The organism is Flavobacterium sp. GW823-FHT04A11, assembly GCF_058796535.1.
This window is the reverse complement of sequence record NZ_CM179503.1, coordinates 3,357,980-3,378,962: the sequence shown is the minus strand read 5'-3', so window position 1 is coordinate 3,378,962 and position 20,983 is coordinate 3,357,980. Positions and strand designations below refer to the sequence as shown.

Below are 20,983 nucleotides of genomic sequence, written 5' to 3'. Positions count from 1 at the left end.
CTGCAGAAAGGCGTTTCACTACTAATACACATCGCTATGTGAAAAAATCATGATTTATAAAACCAGCTTCAATCTCAATCTAAAAAATCTACGTTTCTATGTGTTTAAAACAAAAATCTGCTCAAATCTGTGAAAATTTGCGTGAAAAATTAAATAATTTGTGGCAAAACACTTTGCGAAGACGCACTGCTGTGCGCCTCTACGATAAAAACCTTCTAGATAATAAATCTATGCTTCTATGTGTTTACAAGAACTTCATTACGATTTTTTCGTTTTGAACGTAATTGCGTTTTGATTTCGTTGTAAGCGAGCTGAATGCTGAGACTTGTTGCAATTACTACCGGAAAAAGACCTAGAACCATCCATTGATCCTGATTCCAGAAACCAATAACATACATTCCCCAATTGATCAAAACCCATTGAATTACGTATAAACTTGTTACGTGTTTACTGCAGAAAGTCAATAAATTAAACACCGGATTATTTTCTTTAAAAAGCTGAACCATAATGTTAACCAGCCAGTATAAAACCAGATTTACTCCGAGTATTAAAATACTTCCGCCGGGTCCTAAATGATAATAATCGCCAAAATGATATTCAGGATTGGTGAAGTTTAAAATTCCGCCAAAAGCTATAAAACCAAGACCAACAAAGAGCATTCTCCTGAAAAATATTTCTTGGTTTTCGTTTAATTCTTTGTACCATCTTCCCAAAAACATGCCGATCAAAATAAACGCACTCCACGGAAAAACAGGGAAATAAACATGAAACTGATTGCTGAAAAATAAATCGCAGATATAATCTAATCCCGCAATTCCAACCCTAAAGCCGCTCAATTCTTTTGCAACTGAAATGATTACCAAAGCCACAATCAGCGGCACATATTTACTTTTGCTGAAATGATTGATTAATCCCATGATAAACAAAGTGATTCCGGCCAATTGCAGAATGTCGCCCAAAAGCAAAAAGAAAATTCCCGTTTCTAATGTGCCTGATTGTAAGCCGTAAGCCGAAACGAAAGCTTCGGGAAGTCCGCCAAAAATAAATTCGGGAACCAGAAATTTCAAAATATTCATTCCGTAACCAACTGCCAGAATGTATAAAGCCCTTTTGCAAACAGCCAGAAAACTTTGTCGTCTTGATAACACAAACGAAATTCCCATACTGACTAAAAATATAGTAGTTCCGCGGCCTAACCACAAAATAATTTCTCCCAAAACGGTATTTGTTTGCGTGGCAATTGTACCGTAAATAAGCATCGTGTGCACCATCATCATTAAGATCACACTGGTTCCTCTGGCAAAATCAATTGCGAGAACTCTCTTTTTTTTCTGAATTGTTTCCATAATTATGCGATTGTTTCAAATGCGGGATTCTCAATAACTTCTGACGCCGGAACTCCAAATTCCTGAAAAGCAATTTTAGTTTCGACAGCGTAATGCTCCACTCCCGTTATTTCTTTGATTATGTATGAATTTCTGTAACAAGCCATTCCTAAATCCGGCGTTACAAAACCGTGCGTATGCAATTCAGCATTCTGAACAAAAACTTCATTGCCATTATTATCAATGCTGTAATTTCTGTTGGCTGCAAAACGTCCTTTGTCGTCCCACTGAATTCTATTGGCAATTCCTTCCAGAAACTGAGGCAGTTTATACCCGTAACCCGTTGCTAAAACCAGTGCATTTGTTTTATGACGGTATCTTTTATCTTGTTCTACCTGATGCAATTCCAGTTCGAAAGTATCGTTATTTTCATCAAAAGATGCTTTTGTACAAGCGGCATTGGTTCTTAAATTCACATCAATTTCGGTAATTACTTTTTTGTTGTAAATGGTGTCGAAAATGGTCGCAATCAAGTCTTTGTTGATTCCTTTGTACAATAATTTTTGATTTTTCAGCAAATGATCTCTTTTCTCAGAAGGGAGATTGTAGAAATAATCCACATATTCCGGAGAAGTCATTTCGAGCGTTAACTTGCTGTAATCCATTGGGAAAAAGCGCGACGATCTTGTGATCCAGTTCAGCTGATAACCGTAAACATCAATTTCCTGCAAAAGATCATTAAAAACTTCAGCAGCACTTTGTCCGCTTCCTAAAACCGTGATTGATTTTTGTTTCTGTAGTTCCGCTTTATTCTGAATATAAGTCGATGAATGAATTGCTTTTCCTTTTAAATTTTGACAGGATTTTGGGATATGCGGTGCTGTTCCGGTTCCTAAAACAATCTTTTTTGTTTGGTAAATGGTCGTAACATTCGTTTTAGTGCAAATTGTATTTACGATATAAAGTTCCTGATTTTCATCGTATTCAATTGCCGAAACTTCTGTGTTAAAATGAATATTAGGCAATTTTCTAATCGCCCACTGGCAATATTGATTGTATTCGTTTCTTAACAATAAAAAGTTTTCACGAATGTAAAACGAATACATTTTGCCTTGTTCTTTGATGTAATTCAAAAAACTAAACGGACTTGTAGGATCTGCCAAAGTCACTAAATCTGCCATAAACGGAATTTGCAAGGTCGTGTCCTGTAGCAACATTCCCGGATGCCAGTTGAAGGATTCGTTTTTATCAAAAAACATTCCGTCCAAATTTTCGATTGGTGCGGTTAAACACGCCAGACTCAGGTTAAAAGGTCCTACTCCAACGGCTATAAAATCGTATGTTTTATTTGTCATGATCATTTTAATTTTTTAATGAATATTCGTTTCCGTGATGTACGATTAGATCGATAACTTCCTCAATATCTTTAGTCGTTGTTAACGGATTTAAAAGAGTGAATTTCAGGAATACTTCATTGTAGACTTTTGTACTTGTAATGATGGCTTTTCCTTCGTTGAAAATCGCTTTACGGATGTAACTGTTTACACCGCAATACGATGTTTCTGTTCCGTTTTCAAATGGTGTGTAGCGAAAAACAACGGCGCTTATTTCCGGTTTATTAATGATTTCAAAATCATCTCTGTGTCTTAGCAAATTGGCGGTAAACTGAGCATTTTCAATGGCTTTGTCCATATACGAACTCAAACCCTTTGTGCCTATCATCCTCAAAGTAAACCACAATTTTAAGGCATCAAAACGGCGTGTTGTCTGAATTGATTTTTTGACCATGTTTGGGATTCCCTCGTCTTCCTGTTCTTTCGAATTCAGGTAATCTGCGTGGTATTTGATATAATCGACAAAAGATTTATCTCTCATAAAAAATCCGCTTGAACTTACCGGCTGATAAAAAGTTTTGTGATAATCGATTGTTGCTGAGTCTGATAATTCGATTCCGTCCAGTTTATATTTGTGAATATCACTAATCAGTAAACCGCCGCCATAAGCTGCATCGACGTGAAACCACAAATCGTTTTCATTAGCTACTTCAGCAATTTCTGTTAACGGATCGATAGAACCAAAATCTGTTGTTCCGGCCGTGCCCACAATTGCAATCGGAATATTTCCTAAATCTTTTTGTTGTTGAATTACTTTTCGTAAAGCATTGGTATTCATCTTAAAATCAGGATCTACGGCAACCGGAATCACCGCATTTTGTCCTAATCCTAATAAGCTCAGGTTTTTCTTTAAGCTAAAATGGCTCACTTCTGAACATAAAACCCTGAATTTTGAAGCCTCCGGTGGCAATCCGTCCATTTTTGGATCGAGTCCGTAATGCTTTTTGATATAATGGTCTCTTGCCAAAAGCAATCCCATCATATTGGATTGAGTTCCTCCACTCGTAAAAATTCCGTCGGCATTTTTGGGATAACCTAATTTTTCAAGCGTCCATTCTACCAGTTTCAATTCGATAAAGGTAGCGCCCGTACTTTGGTCCCAGGTATCCATTGACGAGTTTAAGGAAGATATAAAAGCCTCTGCCACAAGTGTTGGCGTAAGAATTGGGCAGTTAAGATGCGCAATGTATTTTGGATTGTGAAAATGAATACAATCGTCGAGATAAATATCTTTTAATTCATCTAAAACATAATCCAGGCTTTTGCCTTTCTTATTTTCTTCAAGATAAATATTGTCAATTTTTCTTTTAATAGTCGAAATACCCGTTCCGGTAAAAGGTGTATTTCTCTCTTTTAAATGATTTCCAATTGTCTTAATGGCTTTTTTCATGCTTTTTCTATAAATCCCGATTGATTTATTATTGTTCGAAAAAATATGCTTATCATGCACATTATCAATTGCAATTTCTTGCTGTAATGTTATTACTTTTTGTGCTTCCATTTGTGGTATTTATTTAGATTGATTCTAAAGAATAATTTTTAGCAAATGTAGATTTGCAGGAAAATTAAATCAATACCACAAAAAAGCGAAAATTGTTTCTATAAATGAGGTAGAGAAAATACCTCACCTATAGTAGGAAATAAAATATAAAACATCATTAAATCATACGAAAATTACTTTATTTTTTTCTCTAAAGCATAGAGTATCAACTCAGAAGTAGTGTGACGCCCCGTTTTTTTCATGATGTTCTTTCGGTGTGTTCGAAAAGTATGAATACTGATAAAAAGATCAGAAGCTATATTTTTACCGTTGTTGCCCTGAGCAATTTGTTTCAGGATTTCAAATTCTCTCAGCGTCAGTTTTTCATCGGTATCTGCAGCAGGCAAAACCAAAACATCCATAAGGGCGTTTAGGGTTTTAGGGCACAAATAGCGTTCTCCGTTCTGGATTTTATAAAGTGCGTCAAAAATGGTTTGCTCTTCGCAATCTTTTGATATAAAACCATTTATATTATCTTTTAAGAAACTGTCTATGGTTTGTTTGTTTTTAAAATAAGACAGAATTATAATTTTGCAGGAAGGATAGTTTATTTTGATGAGTTTTAAATCATCATCATAAAACAAAAAAATGTTATTTGGGTCAATAATTAGGCAATCAATATCATTTTTATCCAAACATTTAAACAATTCTTCTCTTGAATTCACCACTCTTAAATTCGGTGTTTTGACCCTCTTTTTAAGTGTATGCCTCAATCCAATAATGTGTAGGTTTTCAGAATCGGCTATAAGGAAATTTTTCATTTATTATTTAGATTAATTCTAAACAAAATTAATAATAAAATTGATTTATGGAATAACTTATAGTAAAAAAATAGTTATTTTCTTATAATCAAAGTGACCAGTAGTGAAAAGAGGTCAGTAAAATGGGAGAAGTAAAAGTGATTTATTGGGAAAATAAATATTATTTTTGAAATCTAAAACTTACAAATTGTAAGATTTGTCATTTCGACCGGAGGGAGAAATCACATAAAGTGGAGACACACAGCACGTCGCTCTCTGGATGTGATTTCTCCTTCGTCGAAATGACAAAAAGAGAACAATCAAATGAAATGAAGAAAACTAAGAAGCTTACAGAGACTAAAACAGGTGCAAAATATCGTATAGACAAAAAACTAGATATTGTCAAAAATGTAAAAACAACTTCGAATAAATTGGAAGAACTGAAAAGAATGAATTTTCAATTTACAGCATAAATGAAAACGCCTCAATTGAGGCGTTTTCATTTATAATAAGCTAAACAAAATTATACTTTAGCTTTTCTTTTTACCGTACAGCCAATTTCTTTTGTTTCGGTTATGGCCGGTTTTTGATTGCTTTTTAACGATGCAATTACATCTTCAACATATTTTGTTTTTTCGGTTTTTGTTCCTTCCGGATCGTTGTCAATTGCGCCTGTATATTCTACAACTGTTCCTTTTGACGTTTTTGACACTACAAAAAGATGCGGTGTGTGTTTTGCACCGTATTGATCTGTAACGATTTGTCCTTTGTCAAATAAATAAGGGAATGCATATTTTTTTTCTTTTGCCAAGTCCTGCATTTTGTCAAAACTATCTGCTTTTGAAGCTTCAGGATCGTTTGGGTTAATGGCAATTACGGGATATCCCTGCGGTTTGAATTTTTTATCTAAATCGATAATTCTTTGTTCATACGCTTTTGCATACGGACAAGTGTTGCAGGTAAAAACGACAATAAAACCTTTTGCCTCCGGATAACTGGCAAATGAAATTTCTTTGTTGTCTACATTTTTCAATTTAAAATCCGGTGCTGGTTGTCCTGCTTTAAGGGTTGGAGCTTGTGCCTGAGCAAGAAAAGCACTAAAAATTAAGGCAAGTGTGATTAACTTTTTCATGATTATAGTTTTTTATATTCGGTTAGTAATTGTTCGTAAGTAAGTTCGCTTTCTATAAATTTTTTAGTATCGCCTTTTATGAATAATGTCGCGGGAATACTTCCTGACCACGACGGATCAACGCGATCGATATATTCCTGCGGATTGCTTTCGTTTAATAAAAACACCTGATTTTTAAGGTTTTTTCTTTTTACAAATGGCACCACTGCAGATGTCAGTTTTGATTTAAAATCAACACTTACTAATAATACAGCCAGTTTTTCTGATTTATGCTCTGTGTCTAATTTTTCAAAATGTGGCAATTCTTTAATGCAGGGCGCACACCAGGTTGCCCAAAAATTAACCACATACGTACTGTCTTTTCCGGTTTTGATTCTTTCCTGAAGCTGATCTATTGTGATTAGTTTTACTTGTTGACTATAGGATTTCGGTGCGATTGCCAGAAACAGAAAAGCAAGAATAGTAAAAGCTTTAATTTTTTTCATACAAAGGGTATTTGGCTTTTAGTAAGTAAATGTTCCTTACAAATATAAAACTAATCCATTTTTAAAAAATGTTAATTCTTGTTAATAGTTCTTTTTGAGATTAATTTCTGATCAGGTTTAGAATTGTCTATTTCAAACTTCAATTTGTCCGTTTCGGCAAAATAGTACTGTTTATTCTGAGGCTTTCACCGCAATTTTGTCTCATCAATAATTAAAAATATAAAAAATCATGAATTCAAAAACAACAAAAATTATTTACTGGACTGGCGTAGTATTAACTTCTTTATGGTTTGGCGCAAGCGGATTTTTTGAACTTACCACCAACAAAATTGTTTGGGAAATTACTCAGCAACTCGGTTATCCGGCACACTTTATTTACATTCTTGGTGTCATGAAACTGGCCGGTGTTATCACATTGCTGATTTCGAATAAATTGCTTCGATTGAAAGAATGGGTCTTTGCAGGTCTTTATTTTGACATCATTTTTGCTTTCTTTTCCAAATTGGCTGTTTTGAATTTTGCTGCCGGAATTGATGCTATTATTGCTTTTGTAATGGTAAGTGTTACTTATTTAATGTTTAGAAAATTGTATACCACAACTTATGTTGCTGCATAAATAAAACATTGCTTAATTTTTAAACACATAGAAACATAGCTTTTTGTAACGTTGAAAAAAGGCGTTTGACTTAGTTAAAATAAACATAGTCATAGTATTTTAAAAATATTGATTTCTAAAGACACTTCGAATTGAATTTTTAATTTTTAATTCTCAATTTTTAATTCTTTTTAACTCTATGTTTCTATGTGTTTTACATTACTTCTTCTACTTAATTCTTAAAATAAAAAATCATGAAAAAGTTTCTCTTAATTGTCTTAGCTATTATAATTTCTGCTTTATTATTTCTGAGTTGTTTTATGTTTCCGGAGAATGAAATAGCGGTGAAAAATGCTATTGAAAAACTGAAATAATACACTTTCTCAGTTCTTTAAAAAACTAAATGTCTTATGAAACCTAATGCCTTAGCCCCGATAGAAGTGGAAATCCTTTTTGTGGCGGGGTTCGCCACAAAAGATTGAAACGGATAGCGGGAAATAGCTCCTTATTCTGCTTATCTGTTTTCCAACCAACTCAAAAAGGCTGTTGCTTTTTCTTTTCCTACCAATAATTTTTCTTCAGTTGGGATGGTTAATTTGATAATCAGCTTACGCGAAAAATAATGTTCTGCTTCTCGTATTGCGGAAAAATTGATGAGATATTGCCTGTTGATTCTAAAAAACTGAGTTGTCGACAATAGTTTATGAACCTCATCTAATGATTGCGTGATTTGATATTCTGTTTTATCAAATGTCAAAATGGTTGGGGTTTCATTTTTGATATAAAAAAGTGCAATATTCTCTGTTAGAACCGTTTGATATTTATTGTTTTTGAAAACCAAAAAACTGCTTTTGCCTTTATTTTCTCCGGTTCTGGTTAACAGATAATCAAAATCAGGCATTGCTTTTTTATTTCTTTGGAAAAAATTCTTTAGTTCACCTGCTTTTTTAATGGCTTGAGCAATGCTTTCTCTCGAAAAAGGTTTTAGTACATAATCGATTCCGTTTGACTTGAAGGCTTCGATGGCATAATCATCAAAAGCGGTACAAAATATGACCGGCGAAAGTACCTCAACGTTTTTAAATATCTCAAAACACAAACCGTCTGCGAGCTGAATATCCATAAAAATAAGGTCGGGCTGATCGTTTTCCAAAAGATAACTAACCGCTCCGTCAATACTTTGTATGTACGATAAAATCTGGGCATCCGGCCTGATACTCAATATAAGCTGACCAAGTGCTTTGGCTGTTTTTACTTCATCTTCAATTATTACGATAGTCATAAATCATGGGAATTTTTACTTTAAAAATAGTTTCGGTTTTGTCAATTTCAATTTCTCTGTGAATTAAATGACTAAAACGCTGGTTGATATTATCCAGGCCAACTCCGGTTGATACCGCGCCTCTTTTGAGCTGAATTGGGTTTTCGATTACTAAAAAATCATTTTCGGTATATAATTTAATCTGCAAAGGTTTATCCAGGGAAACGACGTTGTGTTTGATACAATTTTCGATCAATAACTGAAGGGTAAATGGAGGAATTGCCGAATCGTACTGCTTTTGATCGATTTCGTTTATCAGTACAAATCCGTCTTCAAAACGGGCTTTTAGGAGATAAACATAGGAATCCAGAATTTGAAGTTCTTCGCGAAGTGTAATTAAATCGAGTTTTCTGCTTTCGAGTGTAAAACGATAAAAATCAGATAGTTTCAGAATAAAATCAGAACTCTGCGGATCCTGAATATCCACCATCGATTTTAAAGTATTAAGGCTGTTAAACAAAAAATGCGGATTAACCTGCTGTTTCAAAAGTTCGTATTGTGCCTCTAAATTTACGGCCTGAGTGCGCTCTAACTCTACCGCAATTTGCTGTGTCTGATAGTTTTGAAACAACAAATGCAGAAACATATAGACGATCAGATTGATTAAAACGCCTCGTAATTCGAACATTATGGGCGCATCCATTTTTGAGACCTGAAATAATTCCTGATGGGCGATTACTAATATTACCATCACCAGGATTCCCATGATGACACTCAAAAGCAGTTTCCAGTTGAATAAACTTTTATGGGTGCGCTGTGAAGTGAATTTTGGCAGGCTGTAGATGTTGTAATACCAGATGAAAATCGAAAACAATAATGTAATGGAGGAGTTTATAATGATGTCCGGAACGGTCGAAAAAGCATCAAATAATTTGGGTATTGAAGCCAGAATCGCCAGTGCTACGGAGCTTCCCCATATAACACGACGCGATACCTGAAAGCGTTTTACTTTTTCCATTTGTTTGTTGTTTTTGATCTTGCTTGTCAAAGATAATGTATTTTGAAAATTATTTAAGTGGTGGATTTAGTTGGTATATTTAACCGCAAAGAACGCAAGGTTTTTTAATATGCTAAGTTTTAGAAAAACGCAAAGTTCGCAAAGCTTTGTTAGCTTTGCGATCTTTTTCATCGCGTTGTCTTGCTTAAAACTTTGCGAACTTTGCGTAAATCTTTGCGCTCTTTGCGGTTAAAAACTTTTATATTGATGAAGATTGAAAAACAGCTTTATCTACGCCTAAAATGGCTCCGGTTTTAAGATCCTGAACAAAACCAATGATTTCGAAATCTTTTGTATTAAAGTTTTTAGGCAAATGATAGACTGTAATTCCTTTCTTTTTCTTCGATAGGGAAATTAAATGAAGCTGATGTACGATTTGGTAATGGGATAAAGTACGATGTGCATTCTCGCCTCTTTTGACATTGATTTTTGCTGATTTTTGAACTATGGCAATCCATAACTGACCGTCTTTTGCAACGCCTTCTACATTGTAATTTATTTCTACATTATTATTGGTTTGGTTTGCCTGCAGGGATAAATCAACAATTGCAGGTTTTAAAAGTGCTGCTTTAACCGCATTTCTAACAACGGTTTCTTGTGAACCAACGTAATCTGCTTTTCCGTTAATGATTAACTGCGGTGTATAAATGGGTTCTTTTCCCAGAAATTGGGCGTAATCATATTGTCTTTTCGTATAATCGGCATTGCTGAAAATATCTTTCCAGCCTTGTTTGTCCCAATAATCAACGTGATACGACAAAACATATACATTTTTTCCTTCGTATTCACTTTGAATTTTCCCCATCAATTCATCTGCGGGCGGACAACTGGAACATCCTTCGGAAGTATATAATTCTAAAAGGGCAAAACCTTTTTTGTTTGGCGTATTTTGTGCAAAAGCAGTGATTCCTAGCAAAAGAAATAACAGGCTTAAAACGGATATTATTTTTATTTTTTTCATAATGTATTTTTATATCAATTATATTTCTGCAAGGTTTTCAAAACCTTGTAGGTTTGATTTTTAAGTTTAGTACTAAATACTTATACCTACAAGGTTTTGAAAACCTTGCAGGATAAAGGCTTTGATTACAAAATATTAATTTCAACATCAATATTTCCTTTTGTTGCTTTAGAATACGGACAAGTTTGATGTGCCATTTCTGTAATTTTTTTGGCAGTTTCTGAATTGATTCCCGGAAGACTTATGTTTAAGCGCGCCTGCAAAGAATATTCTCCATCTGCATTACACAAATCAACTTCGGCGTCTACGGCGGTTTCTGCGGGAAGTTTGATGTTTAGTGTTCCGGCTGCGATTCCCATGGCACCAATAAAACAGGCTGACCATCCCGCAGCAAAAAGCTGTTCCGGATTTGTTCCCGGACGTGAAGTTCCCGGTGAACTTAATTTGATGTTTAACTGATCATCTGAACTTTGAGAAATTCCTTCGCGTCCGCCTGTTGTGTGTGTTTTTCCTGTGTATAAGACTTTTTTCATGACTTTTTAGATTATAGATTATAGATTATTAAATTTTGTAATTTTTGAAATTTGTTTATTTAACCACAGAGTACGCAAAGTTTTTTTATAATAATGGCTTAGTAAAAACACTGAGATCACAAAGCTTTGTGTTATTATCTGAATGTTGAAATCTTAGTGAGCTTTGTGTAAATCTTTGTGTTCTCTGTGGTTAAATTGGAATTTGGAATTTAATTTTTGGAATTTTTAAAATTATCCACATCAATAATAGCCTGTGCAAATGACTTTGGATCTTCTTGTGGTACGTTATGCCCTATTCCTTTTAAGATTCTGTGTTCGTATTTGCCTGTGAATTTATTAGCATACGCTTTTCCATCCGCGAAAGCGCCGTCAAAATCACTTCCTATTGTAATTGTTGGAACTTTAATCGCTGGTCTTTCTGCCAGACGTTTTTCTAATGCATCGTATTTTGATTCTCCCGCTTCCAGAGATTGGCGCCATCTGTAGTTGTGAATTACGATTGCCACATGATCCGGATTATCAAACGATTGTGCGGTTTGATCGTAAGTTGCTTTGTCGAAATTCCAAATTGGCGAAGCGATTTTCCAGATCAGTTTATTGAATTCGTAGGTGTTTTGGCTGTAGCCGATTTTTCCTCTTTCTGTCGCAAAATAATATTGGTACCACCATCCTAATTCTGCTTGCGGAGATAATGGTTTTAAGTTGGCTTCCAGATTTACCACCAGATAACCGCTTACAGAAACCAATCCGTTTAGGCGTTCCGGCCAAAGTGCTGCCATTACAACTGCGGTTCTTGCGCCCCAGTCGAATCCGCCAATTGTGGCTTTTCTAATTTTTAAGGCATCCATCAAAGCAATAATATCACTCGCTAATGCAGCTTGCTGACCGTTTCTAAATGTTGCATCTGAAAGAAATCGGGTTGTACCAAAACCTCTTAAATAAGGCGTAATCACTCTGTAACCCTTTGCTACTAAAATTGGCACCACTTCATTATAACTGTGAATATCATACGGCCAGCCGTGAAGCAAGATGATTGGATTTCCGTTTGCAGGACCTGCTTCTGTGTAACCCACATTCAAAAGTCCGGCATTGATTTGTTTTAAGGTTCCAAGAGCATTTTCTGATTGGGCAGAAATTGGTGCTATGGTAAAGAAAAGTATTGTAATTAGAACTATTTTAGAAAATAGTAAAGCTAATTTTTGATTTATAGTTTTCATCTTATTTATTATTTAATGTTTTGATTATTAGTTAATTTCTTCGTCAAAAGTATTTCGATTACACCCTTTTTACAATAAGAAAAAAGGTGAAACGGACAAATTAAAAGGCGAAACGGACAGTCCAAAACCTGGATTATTTTTGCATAACCAGAATTGGTTTTCCTTTCTCAACAATATAAGTGGCGAGTTCTGAAGCTTTGCTATTTGTATTCTTTTTTGCTGAATGCACTTTTCCGGCTGGAACAAAAAGTACTTCTCCGGCTTTAAGCGTTATTGGTGCTTCGCCTTCCAGTTGATATTCCAGAGAACCTTCGAGAACATAAATAATTTCTTCTCCCGGATGAGAATGGTTCCCAAAAGCGGAATGAGCATCAAAATCAATTCTTGCCTGAACGGATTCTATTCCCGGAATGCTTAAATCGTGTTTTTGTAAATCGGTACGGGTTATGCCGTTTTGTTGTGCTGAAATTGTAGATGGAATTAAAAATGCCGTAAAACTTAAAATGGCAATTGCCGACAACCAGAAGTTTTTGTTTTTATTTGTTTTCATGATTTTAAATTTTTGATATTGTTATTAATTTCTTTGTCAAAAGTATTTCGATAACAAGCGATTTAAAATCACTAAGTAGCCTAAACGGACGAAGTTGATGGTGAAACGGACATTGGGAAAGTTGAAAATTGTTGTCAAGCTTATATATGTAATAAACTCGACAGGTTTAAAAAACATGTCAGGTTTCATACGCGGATTACTTTGGCGGTATTACCTTTGTCAAAGTTTGAAACTTTGACAAAGGTTTGCGCAATTTTTGCCGAGTTACTTGTGGTCCTTCGACTTCGCTCAGGATGACAATATTGGGGTTAATCTGCTGTTTAAAAAACAATAAAGCATAAAAAAAGCCTAATCTATACAATCAGGCTTGGTTCATTTATTTAAATTCGATTATCCTTTTAAGTCATTGAAATAAGCAGAAGTTTCTTCGATTAGCGAATACATTAATTCCTTTGCTTTTTTGTGTTTTAGAATAGGCGAAATCTGTCCGCCCCAAAATAAAATCATATCCCATTTTTGCTGATCTAGAGCTGCTTTTCGCAATGGCGATATTAAAGTCGTCTGTAACGGAAATGGCAGAATATTTTCTTCTTTGCCCATCATTTCTTTGGCGACTCTGCTCGTGATTCCGCGTCCTAATCTTCCGGTGTAGGCTCTTGATAATGTGGTGTATTTTGATGCATCAGAAAATAACATTTCTCTGTGAATTTGCAATGCGTTCGATTCATCGGTGGCGAGAAATGCTGTTCCTATCTGGGCGGCATCTGCGCCTAATGCCAAAGCTGCTGCAACGCCTTTTCCGTTTGCAATTCCGCCAGCGGCGATAATAGGTATTTTGACTTTTTCTTTAATTAATTGTAATAAAACAAAACTTCCCGTTAAGGATGATTCGGCCGGAGCCAAAAAAGAAGGTCTGTGTCCGCCCGCTTCAAAACCTGAAGCAATAATGACATCTACTCCTGAATTTTCCAGAAAAATGGCTTCGTCTAAAGTTGTTGCGGCGCCTACGGTTACTATTCCTTTTCTACGGGCTTCTTCTAAAACATCGGCCGAAGGAACGCCAAACATAAAGCTGAATACTTTTGGTCGAATGTCTAATATAACGTCTAACTGATTTTCGAATCTGGATTGAAACGACGCAGGTTTTTCCGGTAACGGAATTCCAACTTCATCAAAATAAGGTTTATACTGTTCGATGACTTTAGCAAACTTTTCATCTGTTAAACCTCCTGGCGGAATATCATGATCTGAAACCCAAAGATTGATATTATATGGTTTATTTGTTGCCGATTTTAGCTGTTTGTCTACCTCATAAATCTCCTGCGGACTCATGGTATAAGCTCCGTATCCGCCAAGCCCGCCGGCGTTTGATACGGTTGCAGTCAATTCAACCGAAGATAAATTTCCTCCAAACGGTCCCTGCATAATTGGGTAATCGATACCCAGCATTTCTGTTATTTTTGTATGATTCCACATTGCTTTATCTTTTAGAATTATTCGCTAACGTCGGTCAGCATTTTATTGACGATAAGCCATTGTCCGTTAATCTTATGAAAAGATAAAAAATCCACATAATTAAAATCGTACATTTTTACCTTAATTTCGGCTATGGCTATCGAATTTACGACTTTTATAGTCAAAATTTCTCCTTTAAAAGGTTTTCCTGAATCCTTCGGACTTTGTCTATTTTTAACTCCGTTCAGGTATAAATCGACAGTTTTAAAATATGGCTGTCCTTTTACATCTCCATAAACTAATGTTCCGGGATTAAAAATGCTTGCCAATAAGAGTTCGTCTCCTTCATAAATGCCTTTGAAATAATTGTTTTCTATGGCAGTTCTAATGGCTTCTGTATCTGAATTATGATTTTTCATTGTGTTGCTCTTTTGTGCTTTTATCTCCTGTATATTCAAGAGCATAAAAACGATTAATAAAATTATTTTTGATACTAACAGTTTTGAACTTTGCAGTTTCATGATTTTAAAGTTTAAATTACAATACAAATTTCAAAAGAATAGACAAGGATACTATGTGATCAACATCACTTTATGATGAGAACTAATAATCACTCTGTTTAAATTATTAAAAAGATTTGGTACAGCTGTTTTTCAAACCATACCAAATCAATACAGGAGTTTTAGGCTTGATTATTTTATTTTTGATAATAGCTTAGTGGCTACTTCCTCTGAAGATTGCGGATTTTGCCCTGTTAATAATAAGCCATCTTCTACCACATAAGAACTCCAGTCAGAACCTTGAGAATACTTTCCTCCATGTTCTTTTAATTTATCTTCGAGTAAAAACGGTACTACTTTGGTTAATCCAACCGCACCTTCTTCTGTGTTAGTAAAACCAGTTACTTTTTTTCCATCGATCAGGTATTTTCCATTTTTGTCTTTTACATTTACCAAAGCTGCCGGTGCATGACATACAAAAGCAATTGGTTTGCTATTATTGTAAAAATCCTGAATAAGTTGTATTGAATTTTTATCAGTAGCCAAATCCCACATTGGGCCATGACCTCCCGGATAGAAAACGGCTTTGAAATCCTTTTCTTTGACTGAAGTGATTTTTACTGTAGTCGCCAATGCTTTTTGTGCTTTTTTATCTGCATAAAAGCGTTTGGTTGCAGGAGTTTGAAACGATGGGTCATTACTTTTCGGATCAATTGGAGCCTGTCCTCCTTTTGGAGTTGCAATTACTACTTCAATTCCTTTATCTAAAAAGAAAAAATAAGGCGTTGCAAATTCTTCAATCCATGAACCGGTTAATTCTCCAGTGTCTCCTAATTTATTGTGTGAAGTTAAAACAAACAATACTTTTCCTTTTTTGTTTTCCTGTGCGATTGTCGCAAAACTGCTTATTGCAAAAAGCGCAATAAGTACTGATTTAAGTGTATTTTTCATTGTTATTATTATTTTATGTTTCAATGCTTTATATTTTTACAAAGCATTGAAACTGTTACTGTATTTTTGAAATTAGTTTAAATTGTGTCCGGCACCTTTACCACCGTCAACATTGATTATGGATCCGGTGATAAAAGAACTTTTTGCAACGGTGTATACCATTTCGGCAACATCATCGATCTCTCCTACTCTGTTTAGCAAATGTAATCCGGCGTTCTGATCGGCTTTATCACCGTGCATTGGTGTACGAATAACGCCCGGCGCTACTGTGTTAACACGAATGTTTTGTTTTCCAAATTCTGCCGCTAGCTGAATCGTAAGCGCGTGAATAGCACCTTTGCTTGATACGGGAGCACTAGCCGGCCATCCGCCTAATCCGTGGTTTACAAGCGGTGTTCCGATGTTAATTACAACGCCGTCTTTTTGTTTTAGCATTTGCGCAATTGCCGATTGTGTTGTAAAATAAGTTCCTTTTAAGTTTGTTGTCAGGAATTTATCCAGATATGCTTCATCCACTTCAAGGAATGGTTTACTGTCAAATATTCCGGCGTTGTTGACCAATACATCTACTGAACCGAATTTTTCAAGTGCAATTTTTACCAGTTGTTCCCCGGTTTCTTTTTTGCTGACGTCTCCGGCAAACATAGCCAGATTATCGCCTGCGCCAAATTCTTTATAAGTGCTTTCTAAGGCACTTGGCGTTACTGAATTGATGACCACATTATCGCCTCTGTCCAAAAAATATTTGGCGATTCCTTTTCCAATACCGGAGGCTGCTCCAGTAACGATTATCGTTTGTTTTTTCATGATGTTTATTTTTTATCGGCTGTAATGCCTTTTTCTCTTAATACTGATACTTGTTCGCCTGCATAACCCCAATCGTCCAGTTCTATTTCCTGAATCACCACATGTGTTAAATGCGGATCTTTATTCAAAACATCGGTAATTAGGGTGGTAATGCCGCTTATTAATTCCTGTTTTTGCTCGCGGGTTACTCCTTCGCGGGTCAATTCGATTTTTACGTAAGGCATGATTTTAGTTTTTAGATTGTTTCTGAAAAAACGGCTTCGGCAGTAATATTAAAATCTAAATCAAAGTCATTGTAGATTAAAGTATCACCTAAATCTGTAAAGAAATTTCCTGAACGGAATCTGATGTCGTATTTTGTACGGTCAATAACCAGTTTGCCTGAAAGTCTGATTTGGTTGTTATCATTTTCTATTTTGGCATCAAAACCAACAAGATGTGTAATATCTTTTATGGTAAGATTTCCTTCTAGATGATAGGTTTCATTTGAAATTTCTTTTGCTGAAAGAATATCAAATGTTGCAGTTGGGAATTTTTCGATAGAGAAAAAATCATCTGATGCTAAATGTCCTGCAAACTGTGCGTTTGTGGCAGGATCTGTAACGTCAAGAATTTTTATTGTTGAAGTATTAATAACAATTACTCCTTCTTTGATTTTTCCGTCATTTAAAGTCAAAAGACCTTCTTTGATTTCAATTGTTCCATTATGTGCGCCGGTAACTTTTCTTCCGGTCCAATCGATTTGGCTGTTTGCGCTTACGATTTTAAAATTTGTTGTTTCCATTTTTGTGTGTATTTAAGAGTACAGTACAAAGGAACGGCGGGTATGGAAATTGGTTACGTGATGTAGATCACATTATTGTTTAAGGTGCAAAGAGGCAAAGGTTCAGAGGTGCAAAGGTTTTATTTAACGCAGATTTTAAAAGATTTAAGCAGATAAGGGCAGATGATTTTTAACTGTGTGTTTTTTAATGGAGGAGAAAGGTTTTCCTCATTTTTGTCATCCCGAGGAACGAGGGATCTCCACAAGTAATTCTACAAAGATTGGCGACTTTGTTTGAGGAGTTTCTAGTGTGATCTCTCCTTCGTCGAGATGACAAACTACACGAAAAGTTTTGTTCTCGCAGATTTGGCAGATTTTTAATTTTTAATTTTTAATTTTTAAATCTGCGCTTATCTGCTTAAATTATTTTAAAATCTGCGTGAAATAAAATCAGGAGTTATAAAGCCTACTCAATGTTTCTCTTGAAACGCCAAGATAAGCAGCAATTAAATGTTTTGGAACAAGATTGTAAAGTTGTGGATATAATGCCAAAAGCTCTTCGTAACGGGTTTTGACATTGTTATTCATAAAAGATAAAAGTCGTTTTTGGGAAGCGACATATCCTTTGTTGGTTCGCCAACGGAAAAAATGTTCAATTTGATGGAACTCTGAACACAATTTTTCGCGATCTGCGCTGGAAAGACAAAGTACTACGACATCTGTAATGCAATCTATATTTATGGTTGCTTTTGTCTGGCTGTATAAAGCATTATAATCAGATGTCCACCAGGTTGGCATGGAAAATTGAAGGATGTACATTTTAATTTCATCATTGATGAAAAAAGCTTTCAAACAACCTGAAATTACAAAATACTCGCAATCGACTTTATCACCTGCGCTAATAATCGTTTGCCCTTTTTTAAATGACTGTGCTTTAAAGTGCGAAAAGAAATAGTCGAATTGTTCGTCTGTTAACGAAGCGGTTTTGGCGATATGTTCTTTTAGTAGTTCTTTGGAGTCCATGGAAAAAAGGTTCAAAGGTTCAGAGTGACAAAGGTACAAAGGTTTTTTCTTTAAAGGTTCAAAGGTTCAGAGTGACATAGGAACAAAGGTTTATAATTCCTGTTATCTCTTATGAAAACTGGTGCCTAGCCCTGATTGAAACGGAAATCCTTTTTGTTTTTTTCTTTAAAAAATAAAAAGATTGTAGTGGAAAGCAGGAAATAGCTCCTGAAAATTAAACTCCAAATTTTTTGAATTCCAAATTCCAACTAAAAAACGTTGAATAAAACTTCAGCTTACAAGCCTTCGACTTCGCTCAGGGTGACAAGTGTGGAAACTTAGAATCTTAGTCCCGAAACTTCGGGATAGCAACTTAAAAAAAAAAGACGCACTGCTGTGCGTCTCTACGATAAAATCTTTCAAAAACTTAGAGACTTAGCAACTTAGCATCTCAGAACCTTAGCTACTTAAAGAAGAACCATCCCTCCGTCCATGATGAAATCTGCGCCGGTGATGAATTTTGAGGCATCGCTGCTTAGGTGTGAAACCATTTTGGCAACATCTTCGGTGGTTCCCATTTGTTTTAGGGGAAGTTTGTCTACTACAACATCCATGATCGTTTTAACGGTTTCTTTGTCCAAGCCGACTTTGTTCATGACTTCTGTTTCTGTTGGTCCCGGACTTACGGAATTTACTCTGATTTTTCTTGGCGCTAATTCTAATGCCGCGATTCTCATGACAGAATTGATAGCCGCTTTGCTTGAAGAGTAAATAGAAGATCCGGCTCCGCTCATACTTGCTGTGTTTGAAGACAGAAATACAACGGATCCGCCGTCTTTTAAAATTGGAATAAACTTGCTTAGCGTAAAATAAGCTCCTCTAAAATTGATGTTCATAATGCTGTCAAAAAGCGCTTCGGTTGCTTGTTCGACTGTTCCTAAACCGGCAATTCCGGCATTGATAAACAAAATATCAACTTGCCCAAAGTCTTGTGTTACTTTCGCAACTAAATTTTCAGTATCGGCAACATTTGACTGGTCTGCCACAATTGCGGTTACGCCTAATTGTGAAGCGGCGGTTTCGATAGCTTCTTTTCTTCTTCCGGTGATGATAACCGTTGCGCCTTGTTCTTTTAATTGTTTTGCTGTTGCGTAACCTATTCCGCTATTTCCGCCGGTGATTACGGCAACTTTATTTTTTAAATTATCCATTTTTAATGTTTTTAAATTAACGGGACAAAGTTAAATCTGAAAACATATTGCTTTTTTGATGGTATCATGGAGTATACCGGAATTGTTTTTTTACTATATATTTTTTTTCACCATATAAGTTATATAAGTTCATTTAAAAAAGTTTGCTTATAGTTGCAGTGATATAAATCTAACAGAAGCTTTAATTAGGTTTGCTCTTATATTTTCTTATATCACTTATATGGTTTAAAAGAAAAATAAAATGTTTTTTATACTTTAGTAAAAAATAATATAATGGCACGAAATCAGAAGGAAGAATTTCAGGCGCTTCAGGATACGATATATGTTTTGGGTGGAAAATGGAAACTGCCTATCATCAATTCTATCTGCAATGGCAATACCCGATTTACCGAAATTATGCAGAGTATTCCGGGAATAACTTCGAGAATGCTTTCGAAGGAATTGAAGGATATGGAAATGAATAATCTGGTAAAAAGAACGGAAGATCGAGATGCAAAAGTCCCTATTCTTTATGAGTCAACGGATTATTGCAAATCTTTTGGTCCGATTATTACGGAGATGATCAATTGGGGAATTTCACATCGGGATCATATTAAAAAGCAACAAGAAAAGATATAAAGAGCATTAAAAGCACTTTAAAAAAAGATATGGAACATGAATTAATGCCGGATAAAATAGCGACAAGAGAAAACCCAAAATCGAGATTGAGTTTTATTCCGTATGTTTCTGAAGAACCGCTTGTGAAGGGAAAAAGTCGGTTGACGCAGCACATGATTAGCCTGATTATGAAGGGCGAAAAACATATTTACAGCGATGGCAAACCCATTGTAATTAATCCTGCAAACATATTATTGCTTTCTGCGGGCAATTATATTTTTACAGAACGACCAAACGGAAATCCCGGAATAAGAAGTATAATTGTTTTTTTTGATGATGATTTTCTGCAGGACGCCGTGCGCAATAACATCAAACTACCTAAAGATCCTGCCAAGAAAAGGCCGAATATTTTAGTTCCGAAAGACGATTATATCAATAATTTTATTGGTTCTGTGCAATCACTAATTAATGATACCGTTTTTACCGAATCCATGCAAATTGCCAAGCTAAACGAATTGCTGACATACCTGTGTACGCGATTTCCGGAAGAACTTAATAATTTCCAGAATGTTTCGGTAGCCAAAACACCCGAAGAAAGGATTCAGAATGTCATGCAGCAAAATGTTTTTAATGATTTTTCGGTCAGCGAACTTGCGTTTTTCTGTCATATGAGTCTTTCTACTTTTAAACGAAAGTTTCAGCAAATTTACAACCAACAGCCTGCAAAATGGCTGCAACAGCAACGCCTAACGGCGGCAGCCACTTTATTAAAAAACGGATCGAAACCCAGTGAAATATATTTACAGGTGGGATATGAAAATCATTCCAGCTTTTCTCAGGCTTTTAAAGCTCATTTCGGAAAACTACCAAAAGATTACAACTAAAAGTGAACTTTTGGCGACAGGAT

Annotated in this window: 24 protein-coding genes; 4 read left to right on the top strand and 20 right to left on the bottom strand. The window is 35.4% G+C overall.

Translation table 11 applies throughout. The features are described from left to right. Nucleotides 1-236: 236 nt before the first annotated feature. From AC3QL1_RS14565 to AC3QL1_RS14550, 4 genes are all read right to left on the bottom strand, one after another. Entirely contained in the window at nucleotides 237-1,346 is a 1,110-nt protein-coding gene (locus AC3QL1_RS14565; RefSeq protein WP_492492431.1) for a heparan-alpha-glucosaminide N-acetyltransferase domain-containing protein, read from the bottom strand. Between the two features lie 2 nt (nucleotides 1,347-1,348). Continuing rightward, the gene (locus AC3QL1_RS14560; RefSeq protein WP_492492429.1) at nucleotides 1,349-2,680 is read right to left on the bottom strand and encodes a lysine N(6)-hydroxylase/L-ornithine N(5)-oxygenase family protein; all 1,332 of its coding nucleotides are present in this window, start codon (nucleotides 2,678-2,680) and stop codon (nucleotides 1,349-1,351) included. A gap of 7 nt (nucleotides 2,681-2,687) precedes the next feature. After that, nucleotides 2,688-4,220: a pyridoxal phosphate-dependent decarboxylase family protein gene (locus tag AC3QL1_RS14555; RefSeq protein WP_492492427.1), complete on the bottom strand. Its 1,533-nt coding sequence runs from the start codon at nucleotides 4,218-4,220 to the stop codon at nucleotides 2,688-2,690. A 173-nt stretch (nucleotides 4,221-4,393) separates the two neighbouring features. Then, on the bottom strand, nucleotides 4,394-5,020 hold the full coding sequence (locus tag AC3QL1_RS14550; protein ID WP_492492425.1) for a LuxR C-terminal-related transcriptional regulator: 627 nt from the start codon (nucleotides 5,018-5,020) through the stop codon (nucleotides 4,394-4,396). Between the two features lie 308 nt (nucleotides 5,021-5,328). Between AC3QL1_RS14550 and AC3QL1_RS14545 the strand changes: the two genes are divergently transcribed. After that, nucleotides 5,329-5,472, top strand: coding sequence for a hypothetical protein (locus tag AC3QL1_RS14545; RefSeq protein ID WP_492492423.1), 144 nt, complete (start codon nucleotides 5,329-5,331; stop codon nucleotides 5,470-5,472). 50 nt (nucleotides 5,473-5,522) lie between these two features. On the opposite strand, the gene AC3QL1_RS14540 is transcribed toward AC3QL1_RS14545, so the two are convergent. Both AC3QL1_RS14540 and AC3QL1_RS14535 read right to left on the bottom strand, forming a co-directional pair. After that, nucleotides 5,523-6,131 (bottom strand): thioredoxin family protein, encoded by a 609-nt coding sequence (locus AC3QL1_RS14540; RefSeq protein ID WP_492492422.1) that lies wholly within the window; start codon nucleotides 6,129-6,131, stop codon nucleotides 5,523-5,525. Between the two features lie 2 nt (nucleotides 6,132-6,133). Continuing rightward, on the bottom strand, nucleotides 6,134-6,616 hold the full coding sequence (locus tag AC3QL1_RS14535) for a TlpA family protein disulfide reductase (protein WP_492492420.1): 483 nt from the start codon (nucleotides 6,614-6,616) through the stop codon (nucleotides 6,134-6,136). Between the two features lie 229 nt (nucleotides 6,617-6,845). Here AC3QL1_RS14535 and AC3QL1_RS14530 point away from each other — a divergent pair, with 229 nt between their 5' ends. Further along, entirely contained in the window at nucleotides 6,846-7,232 is a 387-nt protein-coding gene (locus AC3QL1_RS14530; protein WP_492492419.1) for a DoxX family protein, read from the top strand. A gap of 493 nt (nucleotides 7,233-7,725) precedes the next feature. Here the strand turns inward: AC3QL1_RS14530 and AC3QL1_RS14525 are convergent, their stop codons facing one another. The 14 genes from AC3QL1_RS14525 to AC3QL1_RS14460 all read right to left on the bottom strand — a co-directional run bounded on the left by AC3QL1_RS14525 (nucleotide 7,726) and on the right by AC3QL1_RS14460 (nucleotide 19,479). Further along, on the bottom strand, nucleotides 7,726-8,493 hold the full coding sequence (locus AC3QL1_RS14525) for a LytR/AlgR family response regulator transcription factor (RefSeq protein WP_492492417.1): 768 nt from the start codon (nucleotides 8,491-8,493) through the stop codon (nucleotides 7,726-7,728). Beyond that, on the bottom strand, nucleotides 8,474-9,490 hold the full coding sequence (locus AC3QL1_RS14520) for a sensor histidine kinase (protein ID WP_492492416.1): 1,017 nt from the start codon (nucleotides 9,488-9,490) through the stop codon (nucleotides 8,474-8,476). Before AC3QL1_RS14520 ends, AC3QL1_RS14525 begins: the two co-directional genes overlap by 20 nt. Nucleotides 9,491-9,728: 238 nt before the next feature. Beyond that, nucleotides 9,729-10,490: a DUF1223 domain-containing protein gene (locus AC3QL1_RS14515; protein ID WP_492492414.1), complete on the bottom strand. Its 762-nt coding sequence runs from the start codon at nucleotides 10,488-10,490 to the stop codon at nucleotides 9,729-9,731. A gap of 125 nt (nucleotides 10,491-10,615) precedes the next feature. Further along, nucleotides 10,616-11,023 carry an organic hydroperoxide resistance protein gene (locus tag AC3QL1_RS14510; RefSeq protein WP_492492412.1) on the bottom strand — a complete coding sequence of 136 codons (408 nt, stop codon included), beginning with the start codon at nucleotides 11,021-11,023 and terminating at the stop codon, nucleotides 10,616-10,618. A gap of 209 nt (nucleotides 11,024-11,232) precedes the next feature. After that, nucleotides 11,233-12,240, bottom strand: a complete 1,008-nt coding sequence (locus tag AC3QL1_RS14505) for an alpha/beta fold hydrolase (RefSeq protein WP_492492410.1) — start codon at nucleotides 12,238-12,240, stop codon at nucleotides 11,233-11,235. Nucleotides 12,241-12,373: 133 nt separating this feature from the next. After that, nucleotides 12,374-12,790 (bottom strand): cupin domain-containing protein, encoded by a 417-nt coding sequence (locus tag AC3QL1_RS14500; protein WP_492492408.1) that lies wholly within the window; start codon nucleotides 12,788-12,790, stop codon nucleotides 12,374-12,376. 390 nt (nucleotides 12,791-13,180) lie between these two features. Then, on the bottom strand, nucleotides 13,181-14,266 hold the full coding sequence (locus AC3QL1_RS14495; protein WP_492492407.1) for an NAD(P)H-dependent flavin oxidoreductase: 1,086 nt from the start codon (nucleotides 14,264-14,266) through the stop codon (nucleotides 13,181-13,183). 17 nt (nucleotides 14,267-14,283) lie between these two features. Then, nucleotides 14,284-14,664, bottom strand: a complete 381-nt coding sequence (locus AC3QL1_RS14490; RefSeq protein ID WP_492492405.1) for a nuclear transport factor 2 family protein — start codon at nucleotides 14,662-14,664, stop codon at nucleotides 14,284-14,286. 273 nt (nucleotides 14,665-14,937) lie between these two features. Then, the gene (locus AC3QL1_RS14485) at nucleotides 14,938-15,696 is read right to left on the bottom strand and encodes a type 1 glutamine amidotransferase domain-containing protein (RefSeq protein ID WP_492492403.1); all 759 of its coding nucleotides are present in this window, start codon (nucleotides 15,694-15,696) and stop codon (nucleotides 14,938-14,940) included. Between the two features lie 72 nt (nucleotides 15,697-15,768). After that, nucleotides 15,769-16,503, bottom strand: coding sequence for an SDR family NAD(P)-dependent oxidoreductase (locus AC3QL1_RS14480; protein ID WP_492492402.1), 735 nt, complete (start codon nucleotides 16,501-16,503; stop codon nucleotides 15,769-15,771). A 5-nt stretch (nucleotides 16,504-16,508) separates the two neighbouring features. Beyond that, nucleotides 16,509-16,727: a tautomerase family protein gene (locus AC3QL1_RS14475; RefSeq protein ID WP_337965954.1), complete on the bottom strand. Its 219-nt coding sequence runs from the start codon at nucleotides 16,725-16,727 to the stop codon at nucleotides 16,509-16,511. Between the two features lie 11 nt (nucleotides 16,728-16,738). Then, nucleotides 16,739-17,287, bottom strand: a complete 549-nt coding sequence (locus AC3QL1_RS14470) for a YceI family protein (protein ID WP_492492400.1) — start codon at nucleotides 17,285-17,287, stop codon at nucleotides 16,739-16,741. A gap of 429 nt (nucleotides 17,288-17,716) precedes the next feature. Next, nucleotides 17,717-18,289: a Crp/Fnr family transcriptional regulator gene (locus tag AC3QL1_RS14465; RefSeq protein WP_492492399.1), complete on the bottom strand. Its 573-nt coding sequence runs from the start codon at nucleotides 18,287-18,289 to the stop codon at nucleotides 17,717-17,719. 446 nt (nucleotides 18,290-18,735) lie between these two features. Further along, nucleotides 18,736-19,479: an SDR family oxidoreductase gene (locus AC3QL1_RS14460; RefSeq protein ID WP_492492397.1), complete on the bottom strand. Its 744-nt coding sequence runs from the start codon at nucleotides 19,477-19,479 to the stop codon at nucleotides 18,736-18,738. 273 nt (nucleotides 19,480-19,752) lie between these two features. Between AC3QL1_RS14460 and AC3QL1_RS14455 the strand changes: the two genes are divergently transcribed. Then, nucleotides 19,753-20,097, top strand: a complete 345-nt coding sequence (locus AC3QL1_RS14455; protein WP_492492396.1) for a winged helix-turn-helix transcriptional regulator — start codon at nucleotides 19,753-19,755, stop codon at nucleotides 20,095-20,097. A gap of 29 nt (nucleotides 20,098-20,126) precedes the next feature. Beyond that, nucleotides 20,127-20,960 carry a helix-turn-helix domain-containing protein gene (locus tag AC3QL1_RS14450; RefSeq protein WP_492492395.1) on the top strand — a complete coding sequence of 278 codons (834 nt, stop codon included), beginning with the start codon at nucleotides 20,127-20,129 and terminating at the stop codon, nucleotides 20,958-20,960. Nucleotides 20,961-20,983 lie beyond the last annotated feature (23 nt).

Excerpts from the sequence above, each read along its gene's own strand:
- AC3QL1_RS14565 (WP_492492431.1), bottom strand. The coding sequence starts at position 1,346 with ATGGAAACAATTCAGAAAAAAAAGAGAGTTCTCGCAATTGATTTTGCC.
- AC3QL1_RS14560 (WP_492492429.1), bottom strand. The coding sequence starts at position 2,680 with ATGACAAATAAAACATACGATTTTATAGCCGTTGGAGTAGGACCTTTT.
- AC3QL1_RS14555 (WP_492492427.1), bottom strand. The coding sequence starts at position 4,220 with ATGGAAGCACAAAAAGTAATAACATTACAGCAAGAAATTGCAATTGAT.
- AC3QL1_RS14550 (WP_492492425.1), bottom strand. The coding sequence starts at position 5,020 with ATGAAAAATTTCCTTATAGCCGATTCTGAAAACCTACACATTATTGGA.
- AC3QL1_RS14545 (WP_492492423.1), top strand. The coding sequence starts at position 5,329 with ATGAAGAAAACTAAGAAGCTTACAGAGACTAAAACAGGTGCAAAATAT.
- AC3QL1_RS14540 (WP_492492422.1), bottom strand. The coding sequence starts at position 6,131 with ATGAAAAAGTTAATCACACTTGCCTTAATTTTTAGTGCTTTTCTTGCT.
- AC3QL1_RS14535 (WP_492492420.1), bottom strand. The coding sequence starts at position 6,616 with ATGAAAAAAATTAAAGCTTTTACTATTCTTGCTTTTCTGTTTCTGGCA.
- AC3QL1_RS14530 (WP_492492419.1), top strand. The coding sequence starts at position 6,846 with ATGAATTCAAAAACAACAAAAATTATTTACTGGACTGGCGTAGTATTA.
- AC3QL1_RS14525 (WP_492492417.1), bottom strand. The coding sequence starts at position 8,493 with ATGACTATCGTAATAATTGAAGATGAAGTAAAAACAGCCAAAGCACTT.
- AC3QL1_RS14520 (WP_492492416.1), bottom strand. The coding sequence starts at position 9,490 with ATGGAAAAAGTAAAACGCTTTCAGGTATCGCGTCGTGTTATATGGGGA.
- AC3QL1_RS14515 (WP_492492414.1), bottom strand. The coding sequence starts at position 10,490 with ATGAAAAAAATAAAAATAATATCCGTTTTAAGCCTGTTATTTCTTTTG.
- AC3QL1_RS14510 (WP_492492412.1), bottom strand. The coding sequence starts at position 11,023 with ATGAAAAAAGTCTTATACACAGGAAAAACACACACAACAGGCGGACGC.
- AC3QL1_RS14505 (WP_492492410.1), bottom strand. The coding sequence starts at position 12,240 with ATGAAAACTATAAATCAAAAATTAGCTTTACTATTTTCTAAAATAGTT.
- AC3QL1_RS14500 (WP_492492408.1), bottom strand. The coding sequence starts at position 12,790 with ATGAAAACAAATAAAAACAAAAACTTCTGGTTGTCGGCAATTGCCATT.
- AC3QL1_RS14495 (WP_492492407.1), bottom strand. The coding sequence starts at position 14,266 with ATGTGGAATCATACAAAAATAACAGAAATGCTGGGTATCGATTACCCA.
- AC3QL1_RS14490 (WP_492492405.1), bottom strand. The coding sequence starts at position 14,664 with ATGAAAAATCATAATTCAGATACAGAAGCCATTAGAACTGCCATAGAA.
- AC3QL1_RS14485 (WP_492492403.1), bottom strand. The coding sequence starts at position 15,696 with ATGAAAAATACACTTAAATCAGTACTTATTGCGCTTTTTGCAATAAGC.
- AC3QL1_RS14480 (WP_492492402.1), bottom strand. The coding sequence starts at position 16,503 with ATGAAAAAACAAACGATAATCGTTACTGGAGCAGCCTCCGGTATTGGA.
- AC3QL1_RS14475 (WP_337965954.1), bottom strand. The coding sequence starts at position 16,727 with ATGCCTTACGTAAAAATCGAATTGACCCGCGAAGGAGTAACCCGCGAG.
- AC3QL1_RS14470 (WP_492492400.1), bottom strand. The coding sequence starts at position 17,287 with ATGGAAACAACAAATTTTAAAATCGTAAGCGCAAACAGCCAAATCGAT.
- AC3QL1_RS14465 (WP_492492399.1), bottom strand. The coding sequence starts at position 18,289 with ATGGACTCCAAAGAACTACTAAAAGAACATATCGCCAAAACCGCTTCG.
- AC3QL1_RS14460 (WP_492492397.1), bottom strand. The coding sequence starts at position 19,479 with ATGGATAATTTAAAAAATAAAGTTGCCGTAATCACCGGCGGAAATAGC.
- AC3QL1_RS14455 (WP_492492396.1), top strand. The coding sequence starts at position 19,753 with ATGGCACGAAATCAGAAGGAAGAATTTCAGGCGCTTCAGGATACGATA.
- AC3QL1_RS14450 (WP_492492395.1), top strand. The coding sequence starts at position 20,127 with ATGGAACATGAATTAATGCCGGATAAAATAGCGACAAGAGAAAACCCA.